The sequence below is a fragment of the Pseudomonas sp. FA-1 genome (assembly GCF_056856075.1).
On record NZ_JBWXTH010000008.1, the window covers coordinates 62,834 to 82,504 of the forward strand.

Below are 19,671 nucleotides of genomic sequence, written 5' to 3' on the forward strand. Positions count from 1 at the left end.
CGGGCATAAAAAATCTTGTTGGGAGTTTCACTCATGGCAGTTGCCTCCGGTGCCTATAAAAAAGCCCTCGAGGGTGGCCAGCAACCCAAGCAGGTGCTGGTCAAGATCGACCGGGTCACGAAAAAGTTCGACGAAACGGTAGCCGTGGACGATGTGTCCCTGGAAATCCGCAAGGGCGAGATCTTCGCCCTGCTCGGTGGCTCCGGCTCCGGCAAATCGACCTTGCTGCGCATGCTGGCCGGCTTCGAGCGTCCGACCGAAGGGCGGATCTTCCTCGATGGCGTCGACATCACCGACATGCCGCCCTACGAGCGGCCGATCAACATGATGTTCCAGTCCTACGCGCTGTTCCCGCACATGACCGTGGCGCAGAACATCGCCTTCGGCCTGCAACAGGACAAGATGCCCAAGGCCGAGATCGAGGCCCGCGTGGCCGAGATGCTCAAGCTGGTGCACATGACTCAGTACGCCAAGCGTAAGCCGCACCAACTCTCCGGCGGCCAGCGCCAGCGCGTGGCCCTGGCCCGCTCCCTGGCCAAGCGCCCCAAGCTGTTGCTGCTCGACGAGCCGATGGGCGCCCTGGACAAGAAGCTGCGTTCGCAGATGCAACTGGAGCTGGTGGAAATCATCGAGCGCGTGGGTGTGACCTGCGTGATGGTGACCCACGACCAGGAAGAGGCCATGACCATGGCCGAGCGCATCGCCATCATGCACCTGGGGTGGATCGCCCAGATCGGCTCGCCGGTGGACATCTACGAGACCCCGACCAGCCGCCTGGTGTGCGAGTTCATCGGCAACGTCAATCTGTTCGAGGCGGAGGTGATCGATGACGCCGAAGGCCATGCGCTGATCGCCTCGCCCGAGCTCGAGCGCAAGATCTACGTCGGCCATGGTGTTTCGACCTCGGTCGAGGACAAGCACATCACCTACGCATTGCGCCCGGAAAAGATGCTGGTCACCACCCAGCAGCCAGACTTCGAGCACAACTGGTCGCGCGGCAAGGTCCATGACATCGCCTACCTGGGTGGCCACTCGGTGTTCTACGTCGAGCTGCCCAGCGGCAAGGTCGTGCAGTCGTTCGTCGCCAACGCCGAGCGCCAGGGCACCCGCCCGACCTGGGGTGACGACGTGTACGTATGGTGGGAAGACGACAGCGGCGTGGTACTGCGCTCATGAACATCCGCAAGCTCAAGCGAGCGCTCAACAAGGTAACCCCGGAGGGCCGCCACCTGGTGATCGGCGTACCGTTCATCTGGCTGTTCCTGTTCTTCATGCTGCCGTTCTTCATCGTGTTGAAGATCAGCTTCGCCGAAGCCGACGTGGCGATCCCGCCCTACACGGAGATCTACAGCTACGTCGAGGACAAGATCCAGCTGGTGCTCAACATGGCCAACTACGGCCTGTTGACCGAGGACGAGCTGTACATCTCGGCCTACCTCGGCTCGCTGAAGATGGCGTTCTTCAGCACCCTGCTGTGCCTGCTGATCGGCTACCCGATGGCCTACGCCATCGCCAACGCACGCAAGGAGACGCAAACCGTCCTGCTGCTGCTGATCATGATGCCTACCTGGACTGCGATCCTGATCCGCGTCTATGCGTGGATGGGCATCCTCAGCAACAACGGCCTGCTCAATGGCTTCCTGTTGTGGACCGGCCTGATCGACCAGCCCCTGCAGATCCTCAATACCAACCTGGCGGTGTACATCGGCGTGGTCTATTCGTACCTGCCGTTCATGATCCTTCCGCTGTACGCCAACCTGGTCAAGCACGACCCGAGCCTGCTCGAGGCGGCCAGCGACCTGGGTTCGAGCACGTTCAACAGCTTCTGGAAGATCACCGTACCGCTGTCGAAGAACGGCATCATCGCCGGTTGCATGCTGGTGTTCATCCCGGTGGTGGGCGAGTTCGTGATCCCGGAACTGCTCGGCGGCCCGGAGACCCTGATGATCGGCAAGGTGCTGTGGCAGGAATTCTTCAACAACCGTGACTGGCCGGTGGCATCCGCCCTGGCGGTGGTGATGCTGGCGATCCTGATCGTGCCCATCCTGCTGTTCAACCGCAGCCAGGCCAAAGAAATGGAGGGCAGGGCATGAAGCGCTTCAGTTTCTCCAAGCTGATGCTGGTGCTCGGCTTGCTGTTCATCTACCTGCCGATGCTGATCCTGGTGATCTATTCGTTCAACGCCTCGAAGCTGGTGACGGTGTGGGGCGGCTGGTCGGTGAAATGGTACGTCGGCCTGCTCGACAACACCCAGTTGATGGGTTCGGTGATGCGCTCGCTGGAGATCGCCTGCTATACCGCGGTCGCCGCCGTGGCGCTGGGCACCCTGGCAGCCTTCGTGCTGACCCGGGTGACCCGCTTCAAGGGTCGCACGCTGTTCGGTGGCCTGGTCACCGCGCCGCTGGTGATGCCCGAGGTGATCACCGGCCTATCGCTGCTGCTGCTGTTCGTGGCCATGGCGCAGATGATCGGCTGGCCGCAGGAGCGCGGCATCGTCACCATCTGGATTGCCCATACCACTTTCTGTGCTGCCTATGTGGCGGTGGTGGTGTCGGCGCGCCTGCGCGAGCTGGACCTGTCCATCGAAGAGGCTGCCATGGACCTGGGCGCCAAGCCGTGGAAGGTGTTCTTCCTGATCACCATCCCGATGATCGCGCCGTCGCTGGCGGCGGGCGGCATGATGTCCTTCGCCCTGTCCCTGGACGACCTGGTACTGGCCAGCTTCGTATCCGGCCCGGGCTCGACCACCTTGCCGATGGAAGTGTTCTCCGCCGTACGCCTGGGCGTGAAGCCGGAGATCAACGCCGTGGCCAGCCTGATCCTGCTGTCGGTATCGCTGATGACCTTCCTGATCTGGTACTTCAGCCGCCGCGCCGAAGAACGCCGTCGCCGCGCTATCCAGCAGGCGATCGAGGAAGGCGCCGCCGCCAACGTCCAGTCGTCGCAGGTCCAGCGCCCGACCCAGGTCGCAGCGTCCGCCTGATGTACCATTCGCGGATAAACCCGCTCCCACAGACCCGCCACGCTTCCAGGCTTGTGGCGGGTCTGTGGGAGCGGGTTTACCCGCGAATGCTTTAGCACCGAATCAAAACCAGACAGTATCCCAGTGCGGGTAGGCCCCGATTCTGCTGACCAGCCCGGCCCGCAAAGGGTTGGCAATGATATACCTGGCTACATCCATCACATGCTCTTCCCGCCGCAGTGCCCGGTCTTGGTATCCACACTGCCATATCGGCCCCTGCCTGACCCCGACCTGGTGCAATGTACGGCTGGAGCGAGATTTGAACCTACGCATCAATGTGCTCAGCGTCACTGCCTTCAACTCGATCAGCCAATGTAGATGGTCCGGCATCACCACCCACGCCAATGACCGGCAGGCTTGTTCCTGTTCTGCCTGACGTAGGTAATGGACGACCAGTCGAGCATGGCGAAAATCCTGAAACAGCGGTTCGCGCTGGTGAGTATTTGTGGTCAACAGATAGAGCCTGCCAGGCTCCGAGAAGCGGCCACGGCGCAGCAAGTGGGATTTGGCCAAGGGCTTTGTAATCTTCCTTGAAACTTACTATTTGCTGAACATTAGCGCTTGAATCGGCGTTCTCTGGGCGGCTGATCGTTTCTGGATATCACAGCGGATGCCCTTCGCGGGTAAACCCGCTCCCACAGGGTCGAACGCGGTGGGAGCGGGTTTACCCGCGAAGATCCGGAAGGCCGAAGTTTTGATGGATCCATGTCAGTGCCAGTTGTGAAACCCTGATCTACGCTTCACTGGCGTCCCTCAATCCATTTGGCACAAGCAAGGAGCCTGCATGACGGTAGCGCGTCCGCTGATGGTCGTTTGCCTGGGGCTGCTGTCCATGCTGTCGGGCTGTGGCAAGGAAGAATCCGCCGCCGAGTTGCCCAGGGTCGGCGTGCTGCAGGTACAACCCACCGATTTCGCCGCCCGGGTCACCCTCACCGGTGATGTCCAGGCGCGGGTCCAGACCGACCTGTCGTTCCGCGTGGGTGGCAAGATCATTTCCCGCAGTGTCGATGTGGGTGACCACGTCAAGGCCAACCAGGTGCTGGCGCGCTTGGACCCCAAGGACCTGCAGAACACCGTCGACTCGGCCAAGGCCGAGGTGTTCGCCGAGCAGGCCCGGGTGACCCAGGCCAGCGCCGCCTTCGTACGTCAGCAGAAGCTGCTGCCCAAGGGCTATACCAGCCAGAGCGAGTACGACTCTGCCGAAGCGGCCCTGCGCAGCAGCCAGAGTGCACTCAAGGCTGCCCAGGCGCAGCTGGCCAATGCCCGCGAACAGCTGAGCTACACGGCCCTGGTGTCCGAGGCCGATGGGGTGATCACCGCGCGCCAGGCCGAAGTCGGCCAGGTGGTGCAGGCGACCATGCCGATCTTCAGCCTGGCCCGTGATGGCGACCGCGATGCGGTGTTCAATGTCTACGAATCCCTCCTGGTGGCACCTCCCAGCGACGAAGGCGTGATCGTGAGCCTGCTGGACAACCCCCAGGTCAAGGCCGAAGGCCGTGTACGTGAAATCACCCCGACGGTGTCTGCCCAGAGCGGCACGGTGCAGGTCAAGGTGGCCTTGCGCAACGTACCGCCGGGCATGCAGCTGGGTTCACCGGTGACTGCCACGGCCAATGCCCAGGGCCGGCCGAGCATCGAGCTGCCCTGGTCGGCCCTGACCAAGGCGCTGCACGAGCCGGCGGTCTGGGTGGTGGGCGAGGGCGACAAGGTGGACCTGCGCAAGGTCCAGGTTTCGCGGTACCTCACGGGCAAGATCGTGGTCGCCGATGGCCTCAAGGGCGGCGAAACCGTCGTCGTCAGCGGCGGCCAACTGCTGCACCCCGGCATGCAGGTGGAAAAGGTCGATGCCAAGGACGGAGGAGCCGCACCATGAAACGCTTGCTGCTGATGCTGTGCGCCGGCGTATCGCTGGCTGCGTGCAGCAGTGATGAAGAAGCCCCCGTGCCGGTGCGGCCGGTGCTGTCGGTGGTGGTCGAGCCGCAGGTGCAATCCCAGCTGGGCCGTTTTGCCGGCAGCATCCAGGCACGTTTCGAGAGCACCCTGGGCTTTCGTGTGTCAGGGCGCATCGCGCGTCGCTGGGTTGACGTAGGTGCCCAGGTGCAGCCGGGCGATACTTTGGCCACGCTCGACCCGACGGACCAGCAGAACCAGCTACGTGCCGCCGAAGGCGACCTGGCCAGGGTCCAGGCGCAGTGGATCAACGCCCAGGCCAATGCGCGCCGGCAGCAACAGCTCTACGACCGCGGCGTCGGTGCCCAGGCGCAGTTGGACATCGCCCAGACCGACCTGAAGACCACCGGTGCTGCCCTGGAGCAGGCCCGCTCGGCGGTCAGCCAGGCCCGTGACCAGCTCGACTACAGTACCTTGCGCACCGACCACGCTGCGGTGGTCACCGCCTGGCAGGCCGAAGCCGGGCAGACGGTCAGCGCCGGCCAGGCCGTGGTCACCCTGGCGCGGCCGGACGTCAAGGAAGCAGTGATCGACCTGCCGATCACCCTGGCCGAGCAGCTCAGCAAGGCACTGACCTTCACCGTCGCCTCGCAACTCGACCCCGCCATCAACACCACCGCCACCCTGCGCGAGCTGGAGCCCCAGGCCGATGCCACCACCCGTACCCGGCGTGCACGGCTGACGCTGGCCAACACCCCGGATACCTTCCACCTGGGGACTGCGATCAGCGTCACCCTGACCTCCGCCGTGTCCCCGCGCAGCGAGCTGCCGCTCAGTGCCTTGTTCGAAGGCGCCGGCAAGCCCCAGGTATGGGTGATCGACCCGCAACAGAAGACCGTGGCGACCCGTGACGTCACCCTGATCGAGCGCACCGCCAGCAGCATCGTCCTGGCGTCCGGCGTGCAGCCGGGCGAGCGTGTGGTCACCGCTGGCGTCAACAGCCTCAAGCCCGGCCAGAAGGTCGCATTCGACGAGGACGCGCAATGAAAGGAAGCTTCAACCTGTCGGAATGGGCGCTCAGGCATCAGTCCTTCGTCTGGTACCTGATGTTCGTCGGGCTGCTGATGGGCATCTTCTCCTACTTCAACCTTGGGCGAGAGGAAGACCCGTCCTTCACCATCAAGACCATGGTGATCCAGACCCGTTGGCCTGGCGCGACCCAGGACGAGATGCTGTACCAGGTCACCGACCGCATCGAGAAGAAGCTCGAGGAGCTCGACTCGCTGGACTACACCAAGAGCTATACCCGCCCGGGCGAGTCCACGGTCTATGTCTACCTGCGCGACACCACCAAGGCCAAGGATATTCCCGAGATCTGGTACCAGGTGCGCAAGAAGATCCAGGATATCCGCGGCCAGTTCCCATCGGGTATCCAGGGGCCAGGTTTCAACGACGAGTTCGGCGACGTGTTCGGCTCGATCTATGCCTTTACCGCCGACGGCCTGACCATGCGCCAACTGCGCGACTACGTGGAGCAGGCCCGGGCAGAGGTCCGTGACGTGCCCAACATCGGCAAGATCGAAATGGTCGGCACCCAGGACGAAGTGCTCTACCTGAACTTCTCGACCCGCAAGCTGGCGGCGCTGGGGATCGACCAGCGCCAGGTCATGCAGGCCCTGCAATCGCAGAACGCCGTGACGCCGGCCGGGGTCATCGAGGCCGGCCCCGAGCGCATCTCGGTGCGCACCACCGGGCAGTTCGCCTCGGAAAAAGACCTTCAGACCGTCAACTTGCGGATCAACGACCGCTTCTTCCGCCTGGCCGATATCGCCGACATCGAGCGCGGCTATGTCGACCCACCGTCGCCGATGTTCCGCTACAACGGGCAGGACGCGATCGGCCTGGCCATCGGTATGAAGGCAGGTGGCAATATCCAGGTGTTCGGCCAGCGGCTCAAGGCGCGAATGGACCGGGTGATCAACGACCTGCCGGTAGGTATCGGTGTGCACACCGTGTCGGACCAGGCGGTGGTGGTCAAGCAGGCGGTCGGCGGCTTCACCAGTGCCCTGTTCGAGGCGGTGGTGATCGTGCTGGCGGTGAGTTTCGTCAGCCTAGGCGTCCGCGCGGGCCTGGTGGTGGCCTGCTCCATCCCGCTGGTGCTGGCCATGGTCTTCGTGTTCATGGAGTACAGCGGCATCACCATGCAGCGGATTTCCCTCGGGGCGTTGATCATCGCCCTGGGCCTGCTGGTGGATGACGCGATGATCACCGTGGAAGTGATGGTCACGCGCCTGGAGATGGGCGAGAGCAAGGAGCAGGCGGCGACCTTCGCCTATACCTCGACGGCCTTCCCCATGCTGACCGGTACCTTGGTGACCGTGGCCGGCTTCGTGCCAATCGGGCTCAACGCCAGCTCCGCCGGCGAATACACCTACACCCTGTTCGCGGTGATCGCGGTGGCGCTGCTGGTGTCCTGGGTGGTGGCGGTGTTCTTCGCCCCGGTGCTGGGCGTGCATATCCTCAACAGCAACAAGCTCAAGGCCCATGAGGCCGAGCCCGGGCGCGTGGGCCGGGCGTTCGAGCACGGCCTGTTGTGGTGCATGCGCAACCGCTGGCTGACCGTGATCGGCACCATCGTGTTGTTCCTGCTGTCGGTGTTCTGCATGCGCTTCGTGCAGAACCAGTTCTTCCCGTCCTCCGACCGCCCGGAAATCCTCGTCGACCTCAACCTGCCGCAGAACGCCTCGATCGAGGAAACCCGCAAGGTGGTCGACCGCTTCGAGGCGACCCTCAAGGGCGACCCGACCATCGAGCGCTGGAGCACCTACATCGGCCAGGGCGCGATCCGCTTCTACCTGCCGCTGGACCAGCAGTTGCAAAACCCCTACTACGCCCAGTTCGTGATCGTCAGCAAAGGCCTGGACGAGCGGGGCGAGCTGATGGCGCGCCTGCAGAAGCGCCTGCGCGAGGACTTCGTTGGTATCGGCACCAACGTCCAGTCGCTGGAGATGGGCCCGCCAGTAGGCCGGCCGATCCAGTACCGGGTCAGCGGCAAGGACATCGACCAGGTGCGCCGGCATGCCATCGAGCTTGCGACCCTACTCGATGCCAACGAGCATATCGGCGAGATGATCTACGACTGGAACGAGCCAGGTAAGGTGCTGCGGGTCGAGATCGCCCAGGACAAGGCACGCCAGCTGGGGTTGTCGTCCGAGGACGTGGCCAACGTGATGAACAGCATCGTCAGCGGTGTGCCGGTCACCCAGGTCAACGACAACATCTACCTGATCAACGTGGTCGCCCGCGCCGAAGACAGCGAGCGCGGTTCGCCCGACACCTTGCAGAACCTGCAGATCCTCACCCCCAACGGCACCTCGATCCCGCTGCTGGCGTTCGCCACGGTGCGTTATGAACTGGAACAGCCCTTGGTATGGCGTCGCGACCGCAAGCCGACCATCACCATCAAGGCCTCGGTCAACGGCGACATCCAGCCCACTGACCTGGTGGCCCAGCTCAAGCCGAAGATCGACGAATTCGCCAGCCAGCTGCCGGCCGGCTATGAAGTGGCCACCGGCGGTACGGTGGAGGAAAGCAGCAAGGCCCAGGGGCCGATCGCCAAGGTCATCCCGCTGATGCTGTTCCTCATGGCGACCTTCCTGATGATCCAGCTGCACAGCGTGCAGAAGCTGTTCCTGGTGGTCAGTGTGGCGCCGCTGGGGTTGATCGGTGTGGTGCTGGCCCTGGTGCCCACAGGTACGCCCATGGGCTTCGTGGCGATCCTCGGCATCCTCGCCCTGGCCGGCATCATCATCCGCAACTCGGTGATCCTGGTCACCCAGATCGACGAATTCCGCGAGCAAGGCCTTTCGCCCTGGGATGCGGTGGTGGAGGCCACCAACCACCGGCGCCGGCCGATCCTGCTCACCGCCGCGGCGGCCAGCCTGGGTATGATCCCGATCGCCCGGGAAGTGTTCTGGGGGCCGATGGCCTACGCCATGATCGGCGGCATCATCAGTGCAACGCTGCTGACGCTGCTGTTCCTGCCGGCGCTGTATGTGGCCTGGTACAAGATCCGCGAGCCGGAAAAAGCCTGACCACAACGCGCCCACTTGTGGAGCGGCCTTGCGCCCCATCGCGGCGCAAGGCCGCTCCTACAAAAGGCTCTGCGAAAATGGTTATATAAAAATTCTTAAACAGTATTTTTCAGAATAAAAGCCGCTCTCTAAGATTGCCCTCAAGCCAGGCGCAATCCCCTTCCTCTGCCCGGCACTTCATTGACAAGGAGAACGAGCATGAGTGCATCTGTGCGTAGCATCGACGGCCAGGACGAAGCCACCATTCTGCGTGAGATCCAGAGCGCCCTGCGTGACCTGCGCTTCGGCGCGGTAGAGATCACCGTGCACAACGCTCAGGTCGTGCAGATCGAGCGCAAGGAGAAGTTCCGCCTGCAGCAGCCCGGCAACAAGTCCGGCTGACCGCGCATCACCTACAAACTAGAAAAATGCCAATCGGGAGCTTCACCATGTCCATCCGCCGTTATGCGCTTGCCGCCCTGGCCAGTGCCGTTTTTGCCGGTTCCGCGATCGCCAAGGACTACGAACTGTTGAACGTGTCCTACGACCCGACCCGTGAGCTGTACCAGCAGTACAACGCCGAATTCATCAAGCACTGGCAGGCCACGCACCCAGACGACAAGGTGAAAATCCAGCAATCCCACGGCGGCTCGGGCAAGCAGGCGCGGGCCGTGATCGATGGCCTGCGCGCCGACGTGGTGACCCTGGCCCTGGCGGGTGACATCGACGAAGTGGCCAAGCTCGGCAAGAGCCTGCCCGCCGACTGGCAAAGCCGCCTGCCGGAGGCAAGCACGCCCTACACCTCGACCATCGTGTTCCTGGTGCGCAAGGGCAACCCCAAGGGCATCAAGGACTGGGGCGACCTGATCAAGCCGGATGTCTCCGTCATCACCCCCAACCCCAAGACCTCCGGCGGTGCCCGCTGGAATTTCCTGGCGGCCTGGGCCTATGGCCTGAAGACCGGCGGTAGCGAGGACAAGGCCAAGGAATACGTGCAGGCGCTGTTCAAGCATGTGCCGGTGCTCGATACAGGCGCTCGGGGCTCGACCATCACCTTCGTCAACAACGGCCAGGGCGATGTGCTGCTGGCCTGGGAGAACGAGGCATTCCTGGCATTGAAGGAAGACGGCGGCAGCGACAAATTCGAGATCGTCGTGCCGTCCCTGTCGATCCTCGCCGAACCGCCGGTGGCGGTGGTGGACAAGAACGCCGAGAAGAAGGGCAACACAGCGATCGCCACTGAATACCTCAAGCACCTGTACAGCCCGGCTGGGCAGACGATCGCTGCGCAGAATTTCTACCGCCCACGTGACGAGAAGGTCGCAGCGGAGTTCGGCAAGCAATTCCCGAAATTGGAGCTGGTGACCATCGACAAGGACTTCGGGGGCTGGAAGACTGCACAGCCGAAGTTCTTCAATGATGGCGGTGTGTTCGACCAGATCTATCAGGCACAGTGATCGCCAAGGAAAAGCGGGGCCGCTTTGCGGCCCATCGCCGGCAAGCCGGCTCCCACAGGAATCGCATGGACCTCTTGTGGGCGCTGGCCGGCGATGGGCTGCAAAGCAGCCCCAGGATTCAGAAGCTTGCACCGGCCCGGGGTTGATCCCGGGCTTCGTGCGTTCAACCAGGGACCTTTATGTCACGTCGTATTTCCCCCGTCATACCCGGCTTCGGGCTGACGCTGGGCTACACCTTGGTGTACCTCAGCCTGATTGTGCTCATACCGCTGGCTGCCATGTTCGTGCATGCCGCACAGCTGACCTGGGATCAGTTCTGGGCCGTGGTCAGCGCGCCGCGGGTACTCGCTGCGTTGAAACTGAGCTTCGGCACTGCGCTGTTCGCTGCCCTCATCAACGGTGTGATCGGCACCCTGCTGGCCTGGGTGCTGGTACGTTATGAATTTCCGGGGCGCAAGGTCATCGACGCGATGATCGACCTGCCGTTCGCCCTGCCCACGGCGGTGGCGGGTATCGCCCTGACGGCGCTGTACGCACCGGCCGGCTGGGTGGGGCAGTTCGCCACCGACCTGGGCTTCAAGATCGCCTACACCCCGCTGGGCATCACCCTCGCGCTGACCTTCGTCACCCTGCCGTTCGTGGTGCGCACGGTACAGCCGGTTTTGGCCGATATCCCGCGGGAAGTCGAAGAGGCTGCCGCCTGCCTGGGCGCCAAGCCGTTGCAGGTGTTCCGCCATGTGCTGGCGCCGGCGCTGCTGCCCGCCTGGCTGACTGGCTTCGCCCTGGCGTTTGCCCGTGGCGTGGGCGAGTACGGCTCGGTAATCTTCATTGCCGGCAACATGCCGATGAAGACCGAGATCCTGCCGCTGTTGATCATGGTCAAGCTGGACCAGTACGACTACACCGGCGCCACCGCCATCGGCGTGCTGATGCTGGTGGTTTCCTTCATCCTGCTGCTGCTGATCAACCTGCTGCAGCGCCGTATCGAAACCCCATGAAGGAGGCCCGGTAGATGTCCAGTTCATCCCTTGGCGCCGCCGCTGCGGCCAACGCTGCCCGCAGGGGCAGCGCCACCTCGCGCCGCGTATTGATCGGCCTGGCCTGGCTGGTGTTCGTGCTGTTCCTGCTGCTGCCGCTGTTCATCGTGGTGTCCCAGGCGTTGAAGAACGGCTTCGGTACCTTCTTCGAGGCGATCTTCGAGCCTGACGCGCTTTCGGCCCTGAAGCTGACCTTGCTCGCCGTGGCCATCTCGGTGCCGCTGAACCTGGTGTTCGGCGTCAGCGCCGCATGGTGCGTGAGCAAGTACAACTTCCGGGGCAAGAGCCTGCTGGTCACCCTGATCGACCTGCCATTCTCGGTCTCGCCGGTGATCGCGGGCCTGGTATACGTCCTGATGTTCGGCGCCCAGGGCCTATTCGGGCCGTGGCTGCAGGACCACGATATCCAGATCGTCTTCGCCTTGCCGGGCATCGTCCTGGCGACCATCTTCGTCACCGTTCCCTTCGTCGCCCGCGAGCTGATCCCGCTGATGCAGGAGCAGGGCACCCAAGAAGAAGAGGCCGCGCGCTTGCTGGGCGCCAATGGCTGGCAGATGTTCTGGCATGTGACCCTGCCGAACATCAAGTGGGGCCTGATCTATGGCGTGGTGCTGTGCACGGCTCGGGCGATGGGCGAGTTCGGCGCGGTGTCGGTGGTGTCCGGCCATATTCGCGGTGTCACCAACACCCTGCCGCTGCACGTGGAAATCCTCTACAACGAGTACAACCATGTCGCGGCCTTCAGCGTGGCCAGCCTGCTGCTGATCCTGGCGCTCTTCATCCTGCTGCTCAAGCAGTGGAGCGAGAACCGTATTAACCGCCTGCGCCACGGCGCAGCGGAGGAATAATTCATGTCGATCGAAGTTCGTAACGTCAGCAAGCGCTTCAACGCCTTCCAGGCCCTGGACAACATCAACCTGGATATCAACAGCGGCGAGCTGGTGGCCCTGCTCGGCCCTTCGGGTTGCGGCAAGACCACCCTGCTGCGGATCATCGCCGGCCTCGAGACGCCCGACCAGGGCAGCATCGTGTTCCATGGCGAGGATGTCTCCGGCCACGATGTGCGTGATCGCAATGTCGGTTTCGTGTTCCAGCACTACGCCCTGTTCCGCCACATGAGCGTGTTCGACAACGTTGCCTTCGGCCTGCGCATGAAGCCTAAGGGCGAGCGCCCGAGCGAAAGCCGCATCGCCGAGAAGGTCCATGAACTGTTGAACATGGTCCAGCTCGACTGGCTCGCCGACCGCTACCCCGAGCAACTTTCCGGCGGCCAGCGCCAGCGTATCGCCCTGGCCCGCGCTCTGGCGGTGGAGCCCAAGGTGCTACTGCTCGACGAGCCGTTCGGTGCCCTCGATGCCAAGGTGCGCAAGGAGTTGCGCCGTTGGCTGGCGCGCCTGCACGAAGACATCAACCTGACCTCCGTGTTCGTGACCCACGACCAGGAAGAGGCCATGGAAGTGGCCGACCGCATAGTGGTGATGAACAAGGGCGTGATCGAGCAGATCGGCTCGCCGGGCGAGGTGTACGAAAACCCGGCCAACGATTTCGTCTACCACTTCCTGGGTGATTCCAACCGGCTGAGCCTGAGCGAAGGCCAGCATGTGCTGTTCCGCCCCCATGAGGTGTCGCTGTCGCGGCATGAGACCGAAGGCCACCAGGCCGCCGAGGTGCGCGACATCCGGCCGTTGGGCGCGACCACGCGTGTCACCTTGAAGGTGCCGGGGCAGAGCGAGTTGATCGAAGCCGAGGTGGTGAAGGACCACGACAGCCTGACCGGGCTGGCGCGCGGGGAGACGTTGTTCTTCCGCCCGAAGGTCTGGCAGAAGATGCCGAATATCTAAGCCGCGACTGATTGCAGCAAGCGTTTCAGGGCCACTTTCCTTGGCAGGGGGTGGCCCTTTTTTATTTCGTTTTTTTCATGGGTTTCAAAGGGATAAGGCGATGCCTTTCTGTAACAAAAGGCCAGTACGTTAGGCGCTCAGAGGCCCCAGGAGAGCGTGTGGACATGAATGCAGCAAGCGAGTCGTCTATTTCCCGTTCGGCGATGGACCCTGAGTCGTTCCGGCGCCTGGCGCAATGGTTGAGGCAGCAGGGAAACACCCAGGCCGCAGCGACCGACCCGAGTCGGCTGCTGGATGGGCGATACCCGCACGGGCTGCTCAGCGATGCCGAGCTCGAGGCGTTGATTGCGGTTTGGCATTGATCACCCCCATGTGGGAGCGGGCTTGCCCCGCGATGGGGCGCACAGCGCCCCCAAAGCCCCTCATCAGAACGTGTAGGTCCCCGTCACCACCAGGCTGCGCGGATCACCGAACTGGATCTGCCCGGCACTGGTCGCCGAACTGTAGTAGGTCTTGTCGGTGATGTTGCTCAAGGCCGCCCGCACATCCCAATCACGGGTCCGATAGCCGGCCAGGGCATCCCAGCGGCCATACCCCGGCATCATGACGGTGTTCTGGGTGTCGGCATAGCGCTCGCCCACCAGTGTCAGGCCGGTCTCAGCGTACCAGCCAAGCTCGGGCTTCCAGGTGACGAACAGGCTACCGTTGCGTTTGGCCACATCATTGATGCGATTGCCTTGCTGGCCGTTGTTGTCCTTGACGATGGTCGCATCCTGCAAGCCGATGCCACCGCGCACATACCAGTTGCCGACCAGGTTGCCCATGGCAGTCAGCTCGATGCCGCGCGAGCGTTGCAGGCCGCTGAGCTGGATAAGGTCCGGGTTGTTCGGGTCGCGGGTGCGGCGGTTGTACAGCTCCAGTTCATAGAGGGCCAGGGTGGTGCTCAGGCGTTCATCGAACCAGTCGCTCTTGACCCCGATCTCCTTCTGCCGGGTCAGCTCTGGGCCCGCATCGTTGCCGTTGCCGGGCGCACCGGGCGTGATGCCGATCAGGCCGCCGCCGACCGGCGAGAAGGTCTTGCTCCAGGAGGCATAGAAGGAGTGGTCGCGCCAGGGCGAATAGACCACGCCCAGGCGAGGGCTGGTGCTGGTACTTTCCTGCTTCTCGGTGAGGTTCTTCAGCTTGCTGGTGGTTTCGACTTCGAAGCGGTCGAAGCGCACGCCGGCGAGCAGTTGCCATTGGTCGTTCAGGCGGACCTGGTCCTGCAGGTACAGGCCGGCGCTTTGCACATCGGTATGGTTGTCGCTGAAAACCTTCATCGCACCGCTGTGCTGGTGCCCGCCGGTAGCGCCGGACAACGGCACCGCGGGAACGCCGACGCCCGAATGCAGCAGCGAATTGCGCCGCTGCTCGCCCACTTCCAGGCCTACCAGCAACGTGTGTTCGAGCCCGTAGGTGTGCACGTGGCCTTCCAGCTCTACGGTGTTGAACAGGTTGCGGGTGCTCAGGTCCTGCTGCCAGCGCTGGCGGCTGACCAGGCCGGTGCTGGGGTTGTAGGCGGTCTGGTAGGTGTTGTCGAAGTCGCTTTCCAGAGTGAACAGGCTCAGCGTGTGGCGCAGTTGCCACTGATCGCTGAGTGCGTAGTTCAGGCGCGAGCGCAGCGTCTGCGCACGGTCGTCGATGTAATCGCGCTGGGTATCGCCATAGGTGGTGTGGCGGCTGACATCGGCGGGCCGGCCGGTCAATGGATTGCCGGGGATGCCTCGGTCGGGCGTGCGGTTGTAGCGGCTGTACTCGTATTGCACCAGCCAGTTCAGCTCGGGCGTCAGCTGCCAGCTCATGGACGGTGCGAACAATTGGCGGCTGCCGTCGATGCCGTCGCGGAAACTGTTGTTGTCCTGGTTGCCCAGGTTCAGGCGCAGGCTGAGGGTATCGGTCGGGTCGGCGCTGAGGTCGGCATACAGGCTGCGCAGGTCTTGGCTGCCGCCTTGGGCTTCGATGCTCGAGCGGCGGCCATGCTCCGGCGCCTTGCTCACCCGGTTGACGATACCGCCCTGGCTGCCGCGGCCATAGAGCACCGCGGCGGGACCCTTGAGCACCTCGACCCGTTCGATGTTATGCAGGTCGCGCACGTACTGGCTGTCGTCGCGCACACCGTCCAGGTAGAAGTCATTGCTGGCGTCGAAGCCGCGGATGCGCAGGCTGTCGAAGCGGGTGTCGGCGCCGCTGCTGACGTTGGGAATACCTTCGAGCGCCTTGCCCAGGCTGTCGTGGCCGTAGTCCAGGCTGTTGCGGGTCTTCACCGTGTCGATGGCCTGGGGCACGTCGCGTACCGGGGTCGAGGTGCGCGTGGCGGTGCTGACTTCGCGAACCTGCGGGTTGTCCTCTTCCCGCTCGCGGTCGGCGGTGACCGACAGTTCCGGCAGGACAGTGGTAGCGGCGCTGGCCAGACCTGCGCCGCAGATCAGCGACAAGCCCAGGGTCAGGCGTGAAAGGTGACAAGGAACGAACATGGGTACATCCGCGAACAAGGTCAATGAAAAAAGGGTGCGGATGTTAATGCGAGTGATTAGCAATTGCCCAGATATTTGTCAGGATATGTCTTTACATGTGTTTCATTTTGTAAAAAATGCCCGTGTCGATGCCCTTTCCTACTTTGGGAAGACGGCGGATGCAGATATTCCATGTGCGAAATAGCTTGCATCGTCGCGCCTTCATCGATAGAGGAAAATTCCTAAAGCCGCTTGGATCTGTCTGGAACTGCTCTGATGAAGACAGGAATTTCGTTATAACAAATTGTATTTCACGATTTTTTGACATTCCGAAGCAGGGGCAGATAGGATTCGGTCAACGCCTGCTGGCCATGACTTGGCCATGCTGCTGGACAAGGCCCGCTCCCGACCATGGCGGGCCTTTCAGTTTGGATCCGCATAGCGTCGAACCTACGAAGGGGCGTTGGTTCCTGGCGTCAAATTGCAGAGCGTTTTTGATTAAGAAATAAGGAAAACAAGATGTTGAAAACCAGGATCAGCCTGGTCGCACTGGCGATGATCGCCGCGACCCAGGCCCAGGCCAACGAGCAGGCCGAAAGCAAGGGCTTCATCGAGGACAGCCACGCCAACGTCCTTCTGCGCAACGCTTACATCAATCGCGACAAGAAGCATGGCACCGACGACCAGATCGAGTGGGGCCAGGCCTTCATCGGCACCTTCAACTCCGGCTTCACCCAGGGCACCGTGGGCGTGGGCGTCGATGCCTTCGGCCTGTACGCCATCCGCCTGGACGGCGGCAAGGGCCACAATGGTGGCGCTGGCGTCGACTTCTTCAAGCCGAGCGACACCGCACCGACCAACTCTCCGCACAACCTCGCCCGTGGCGGCGCGGCAGTGAAGTTCCGTGTTTCCAACACCGTGCTCAAGTACGGTGACCAGATGCCGGCCCTGCCCGTGCTGCAATACGACGACGCCCGCCTGCTGCCAGAGAGCTTCACCGGCACCCTGATCACGTCCAAGGAGATCAAGGGCCTGGAGCTGAACGCCGGTCGCTTCACCCAGGAAGCGCGCAAGAGCGCCGAGGGCCGTGACAGCGGTGGCCTGAAGTCGATCAATGTGTTCGGCGGTAGCTACAAGTTCACCGACAACTTCACCGCGGCGCTGTACACCGCCGACAACGAAGATGTGATGAAGAAGCACTACCTGGGCCTGAACTACGTCTTCCCGATCGCGGCCGACCAGTCCCTGACTCTGGACTTCAACGGCTACAAGTCGGACATCGACAACAAATATGTACGTGCCGCCGGCCTGAACGGCGACTCCAACACCATCTGGAGCCTCGCTGCCACCTACGCCTTCGGCCCTCACTCGATCACCCTGGCGCACCAGCGCAGCACCGGTGACACTGGCTACAACTACGGCTGGTACCAGAACCGTGGTGGCGTGGGTGACGGTGGTTCGACCATCTACCTGGCCAACTCCTACTGGTCCGACTTCAACGCCGAGGACGAACGCTCCTGGCAGTTGGGCTACGGCCTGGACTTCGGTGCCTTCGGTATCCCAGGCCTGACCTACAAGGTCGCCTATGTAGTGGGTGACAACATCAACACCCGCAACGCGGCCAACCCGCAGGGCTTCGGCGAGGGCAAGGAACGCGAGATCTTCAACCAGATCCGCTACGTCGTCCAGGAAGGCCCGGCCAAGGACCTGTCGGTCAAGCTGCGTAGCTCCTTCGTACGCACCAATACCGCAGTTCGCCAGAACGGCTACAACGACGACGGCAACGAAGTCCGCGTATTCGTCGAGTACCCGATCAGCATCTTCTGATCCTGAGGGTGTCTCGAAAGCCCCGGCTCGTCCGGGGCTTTTCTTTTTGAGTTTCTAATCCCACAGGAACCTAAGCGCTTGCGCAGTTTTTTTGGGAGCGGGCTTGTCCCGCGATTGGGGCGCGCAGCGGCCCTTATGCGGGAGTCGTTTCCTCACGGCGTGTCATAGCCGCTATCGGCGCCGCTTCTCCCGCTTGCGGTGCAAAACTGTCACTACGCGCCATCCGCCACATCCGCCCATAGAACTCGCTCTCGATCGAGCCACTGAGCAACTCGCCCGGTTTGAGAAACTGATGCAGCTCGGAAAACAGGCTGATCTGGCTGGGGCTGATACGGCGCGCCAGGTGCTTGGGCTTGAGCTCCGACGGGTGCTCGAGGCCCGCCGCCGCAAGCATCTCGGCCAGGGCATGCAAGGTGTTGCGATGAAAGCTGGCCACCCGCTCGGCCTTCTCCGGCACCACCAGCGCGCGCTGGCGCAGCGGGTCCTGGGTGGCGACCCCGGTGGGGCACTTGTTGGTGTGGCAGCTCTGCGACTGGATGCAGCCGATGGCGAACATGAAGCCGCGGGCAGAATTGACCCAGTCCGCGCCGATGGCCAGCACGCTGGCGATGTCGAAGGCGCTGACGATCTTGCCCGCCGCGCCGATGCGAATGCGATCACGCAGGTTCAGGCCCACCAGGGTGTTGTGCACGAACATCAGCCCTTCGCGCATCGGCACGCCCATGTTGTCGCTGAACTCCCTGGGCGCTGCGCCCGTGCCACCTTCCTTGCCATCGACGACGATGAAGTCCGGGGTGATGCCGGTGGCCAGCATGGCCTTGGCGATCCCCATGAACTCCCAGGGGTGGCCCAGACAGAACTTGAAGCCCACCGGCTTGCCGCCGGACAGTTCGCGCAGGCGATCGATGAACTGCAACAGCTCCACCGGCGTGCGGAAGGCGCTGTGGGCGGCAGGCGAAATACAGTCCTCGCCGACCCGAACGCCCCGGGTGGCGGCAATCTCCGGGCTGACCTTGTGCCCCGGCAGAATGCCGCCATGGCCCGGCTTGGCGCCTTGGCTGAGCTTAATCTCGATCATCTTCACCTGCGGGTCGCGCGCCTGCTCGGCGAAGCGCGCCGGGTCGAAGCGGCCCTCTTCGGTACGGCAGCCGAAGTAGCCGCTGCCGATCTCCCAGATCAGGTCGCCACCATGCGCCCGGTGATAGGGGCTGATGCTGCCCTCGCCGGTGTCATGGGCGAATCGGCCCAGGCGTGCGCCTTTGTTCAAGGCCCCGATGGCGTTGGCGCTCAGGGCCCCGAAGCTCATGGCCGAGATGTTGAAGATCGACGCCGAATAAGGCAGCCGGCACTGCGGGCCGCCGATGGCGATGCGAAACGAGGCTGGGTCCGGGGTTGCCACCGGCAGCATCGAATGGCTGATGAACTCGAAGCCAGGCTTGTAGGCATCGTTGAGTGTACCGAAGGCCTTTTCCGCGCTTTCATTCTTGGCCCGGGCATACACCAGCGAACGTTGTGACCGAGAGAAGGGCAGTTTGTCGTCGTCGCCTTCGATCAGGTACTGGCGGATTTCCGGGCGGATGGTCTCGATCAGGTAGCGGATATTGCCCAGGATCGGGTAGTTGCGCCGCACCGCGTGGTGGCTCTGGCGCAGGTCGTTGAGACCGACCAGGCTGAGCAGCGCCGTTACCAGCGTGAACGGCCAGATCCAGGCGTGCTGGGCGAGGAATGGAAGGCTGGCGAAGGTGAACAGCAGGCAGGCAGCCAGGCAAGCGTAGCGGGTGGAGAATGCGTGTTTCATGGGTCCATCGCTGACGGGATGACCCGACCTAGGATAGGCAAAGGCCGCGCGGGGAAAACCAGGGGGTTCGGTAAAAGACTGTTACCTGACCCGTGAAGCAGAGCGCCGGAGATGCCAGGTCGACGGCAAGATCGTGTATCACTTCTTTCGGCCATGGAGCCGAAGCGCTCGGCATACTTGCCCTGGAGCAGCCCGCTTCATGGTGGGTATGGTGTTGATAACTCCGTATCGGTG

General features: G+C 63.1%; 16 protein-coding genes. 13 read left to right on the plus strand and 3 right to left on the minus strand.

What is annotated here, in order from left to right; translation table 11 throughout:
- The first annotated feature begins 33 nt into the window (after positions 1-33).
- The 3 genes from AC1MHZ_RS15610 to AC1MHZ_RS15620 are packed head-to-tail and all read left to right on the plus strand — an operon-like array spanning position 34 to position 2,983.
- Entirely contained in the window at positions 34-1,176 is a 1,143-nt protein-coding gene (locus AC1MHZ_RS15610) for an ABC transporter ATP-binding protein (protein ID WP_084856524.1), read from the plus strand.
- Positions 1,173-2,093, plus strand: coding sequence for an ABC transporter permease subunit (locus tag AC1MHZ_RS15615; protein ID WP_084856522.1), 921 nt, complete (start codon positions 1,173-1,175; stop codon positions 2,091-2,093). Before AC1MHZ_RS15610 ends, AC1MHZ_RS15615 begins: the two co-directional genes overlap by 4 nt.
- Positions 2,090-2,983, plus strand: a complete 894-nt coding sequence (locus AC1MHZ_RS15620; RefSeq protein WP_084856521.1) for an ABC transporter permease subunit — start codon at positions 2,090-2,092, stop codon at positions 2,981-2,983. Before AC1MHZ_RS15615 ends, AC1MHZ_RS15620 begins: the two co-directional genes overlap by 4 nt.
- A gap of 102 nt (positions 2,984-3,085) precedes the next feature.
- Here the strand turns inward: AC1MHZ_RS15620 and AC1MHZ_RS15625 are convergent, their stop codons facing one another.
- Positions 3,086-3,535, minus strand: a complete 450-nt coding sequence (locus AC1MHZ_RS15625) for an REP-associated tyrosine transposase (protein WP_482966592.1) — start codon at positions 3,533-3,535, stop codon at positions 3,086-3,088.
- A gap of 271 nt (positions 3,536-3,806) precedes the next feature.
- On the opposite strand from AC1MHZ_RS15625, the gene AC1MHZ_RS15630 reads away from it, so the two are divergent.
- The 9 genes from AC1MHZ_RS15630 to AC1MHZ_RS15670 all read left to right on the plus strand — a co-directional run bounded on the left by AC1MHZ_RS15630 (position 3,807) and on the right by AC1MHZ_RS15670 (position 13,682).
- Complete coding sequence (locus tag AC1MHZ_RS15630; RefSeq protein ID WP_084856517.1) at positions 3,807-4,895, plus strand: efflux RND transporter periplasmic adaptor subunit; 1,089 nt, start codon at positions 3,807-3,809, stop codon at positions 4,893-4,895.
- Positions 4,892-5,959, plus strand: coding sequence for an efflux RND transporter periplasmic adaptor subunit (locus AC1MHZ_RS15635; protein ID WP_482966593.1), 1,068 nt, complete (start codon positions 4,892-4,894; stop codon positions 5,957-5,959). The genes AC1MHZ_RS15630 and AC1MHZ_RS15635 overlap by 4 nt, the downstream gene beginning before the upstream one ends.
- Entirely contained in the window at positions 5,956-9,006 is a 3,051-nt protein-coding gene (locus tag AC1MHZ_RS15640; RefSeq protein ID WP_482966594.1) for an efflux RND transporter permease subunit, read from the plus strand. Before AC1MHZ_RS15635 ends, AC1MHZ_RS15640 begins: the two co-directional genes overlap by 4 nt.
- A gap of 198 nt (positions 9,007-9,204) precedes the next feature.
- A complete protein-coding gene (gene oscA, locus AC1MHZ_RS15645) occupies positions 9,205-9,387 on the plus strand; it encodes a sulfur starvation response protein OscA (RefSeq protein WP_070092048.1) in 183 nt (60 codons plus the stop codon).
- Positions 9,388-9,434: 47 nt separating this feature from the next.
- Positions 9,435-10,442, plus strand: coding sequence for a sulfate ABC transporter substrate-binding protein (locus AC1MHZ_RS15650; protein ID WP_084856511.1), 1,008 nt, complete (start codon positions 9,435-9,437; stop codon positions 10,440-10,442).
- Positions 10,443-10,621: 179 nt separating this feature from the next.
- Positions 10,622-11,440, plus strand: coding sequence for a sulfate ABC transporter permease subunit CysT (cysT, locus tag AC1MHZ_RS15655; protein ID WP_084856509.1), 819 nt, complete (start codon positions 10,622-10,624; stop codon positions 11,438-11,440).
- Positions 11,441-11,454: 14 nt separating this feature from the next.
- Positions 11,455-12,327: a sulfate ABC transporter permease subunit CysW gene (cysW, locus tag AC1MHZ_RS15660; protein WP_084856507.1), complete on the plus strand. Its 873-nt coding sequence runs from the start codon at positions 11,455-11,457 to the stop codon at positions 12,325-12,327.
- A gap of 3 nt (positions 12,328-12,330) precedes the next feature.
- The gene (locus AC1MHZ_RS15665) at positions 12,331-13,320 is read left to right on the plus strand and encodes a sulfate/molybdate ABC transporter ATP-binding protein (protein WP_084856505.1); all 990 of its coding nucleotides are present in this window, start codon (positions 12,331-12,333) and stop codon (positions 13,318-13,320) included.
- Between the two features lie 164 nt (positions 13,321-13,484).
- Positions 13,485-13,682 carry a hypothetical protein gene (locus AC1MHZ_RS15670; protein ID WP_084856624.1) on the plus strand — a complete coding sequence of 66 codons (198 nt, stop codon included), beginning with the start codon at positions 13,485-13,487 and terminating at the stop codon, positions 13,680-13,682.
- A gap of 63 nt (positions 13,683-13,745) precedes the next feature.
- On the opposite strand, the gene AC1MHZ_RS15675 is transcribed toward AC1MHZ_RS15670, so the two are convergent.
- Positions 13,746-15,833: a TonB-dependent receptor gene (locus AC1MHZ_RS15675; RefSeq protein WP_480461740.1), complete on the minus strand. Its 2,088-nt coding sequence runs from the start codon at positions 15,831-15,833 to the stop codon at positions 13,746-13,748.
- Positions 15,834-16,331: 498 nt separating this feature from the next.
- On the opposite strand from AC1MHZ_RS15675, the gene AC1MHZ_RS15680 reads away from it, so the two are divergent.
- Entirely contained in the window at positions 16,332-17,639 is a 1,308-nt protein-coding gene (locus AC1MHZ_RS15680; RefSeq protein WP_224457622.1) for an OprD family porin, read from the plus strand.
- A gap of 133 nt (positions 17,640-17,772) precedes the next feature.
- Here AC1MHZ_RS15680 and AC1MHZ_RS15685 read toward each other — a convergent pair whose 3' ends face one another.
- A complete protein-coding gene (locus AC1MHZ_RS15685) occupies positions 17,773-19,437 on the minus strand; it encodes an FMN-binding glutamate synthase family protein (RefSeq protein ID WP_482966595.1) in 1,665 nt (554 codons plus the stop codon).
- Positions 19,438-19,671: the final 234 nt, after the last annotated feature.

Coding starts and splice junctions, on each gene's coding strand:
- AC1MHZ_RS15620 (WP_084856521.1), top strand. CDS start 2,090: ATGAAGCGCTTCAGTTTCTCCAAGCTGATGCTGGTGCTCGGCTTGCTG.
- AC1MHZ_RS15685 (WP_482966595.1), bottom strand. CDS start 19,437: ATGAAACACGCATTCTCCACCCGCTACGCTTGCCTGGCTGCCTGCCTG.
- AC1MHZ_RS15670 (WP_084856624.1), top strand. CDS start 13,485: ATGAATGCAGCAAGCGAGTCGTCTATTTCCCGTTCGGCGATGGACCCT.
- AC1MHZ_RS15630 (WP_084856517.1), top strand. CDS start 3,807: ATGACGGTAGCGCGTCCGCTGATGGTCGTTTGCCTGGGGCTGCTGTCC.
- AC1MHZ_RS15665 (WP_084856505.1), top strand. CDS start 12,331: ATGTCGATCGAAGTTCGTAACGTCAGCAAGCGCTTCAACGCCTTCCAG.
- AC1MHZ_RS15680 (WP_224457622.1), top strand. CDS start 16,332: ATGTTGAAAACCAGGATCAGCCTGGTCGCACTGGCGATGATCGCCGCG.
- cysW (WP_084856507.1), top strand. CDS start 11,455: ATGTCCAGTTCATCCCTTGGCGCCGCCGCTGCGGCCAACGCTGCCCGC.
- AC1MHZ_RS15615 (WP_084856522.1), top strand. CDS start 1,173: ATGAACATCCGCAAGCTCAAGCGAGCGCTCAACAAGGTAACCCCGGAG.
- AC1MHZ_RS15640 (WP_482966594.1), top strand. CDS start 5,956: ATGAAAGGAAGCTTCAACCTGTCGGAATGGGCGCTCAGGCATCAGTCC.
- AC1MHZ_RS15610 (WP_084856524.1), top strand. CDS start 34: ATGGCAGTTGCCTCCGGTGCCTATAAAAAAGCCCTCGAGGGTGGCCAG.
- AC1MHZ_RS15675 (WP_480461740.1), bottom strand. CDS start 15,833: ATGTTCGTTCCTTGTCACCTTTCACGCCTGACCCTGGGCTTGTCGCTG.
- AC1MHZ_RS15650 (WP_084856511.1), top strand. CDS start 9,435: ATGTCCATCCGCCGTTATGCGCTTGCCGCCCTGGCCAGTGCCGTTTTT.
- cysT (WP_084856509.1), top strand. CDS start 10,622: ATGTCACGTCGTATTTCCCCCGTCATACCCGGCTTCGGGCTGACGCTG.
- AC1MHZ_RS15635 (WP_482966593.1), top strand. CDS start 4,892: ATGAAACGCTTGCTGCTGATGCTGTGCGCCGGCGTATCGCTGGCTGCG.
- oscA (WP_070092048.1), top strand. CDS start 9,205: ATGAGTGCATCTGTGCGTAGCATCGACGGCCAGGACGAAGCCACCATT.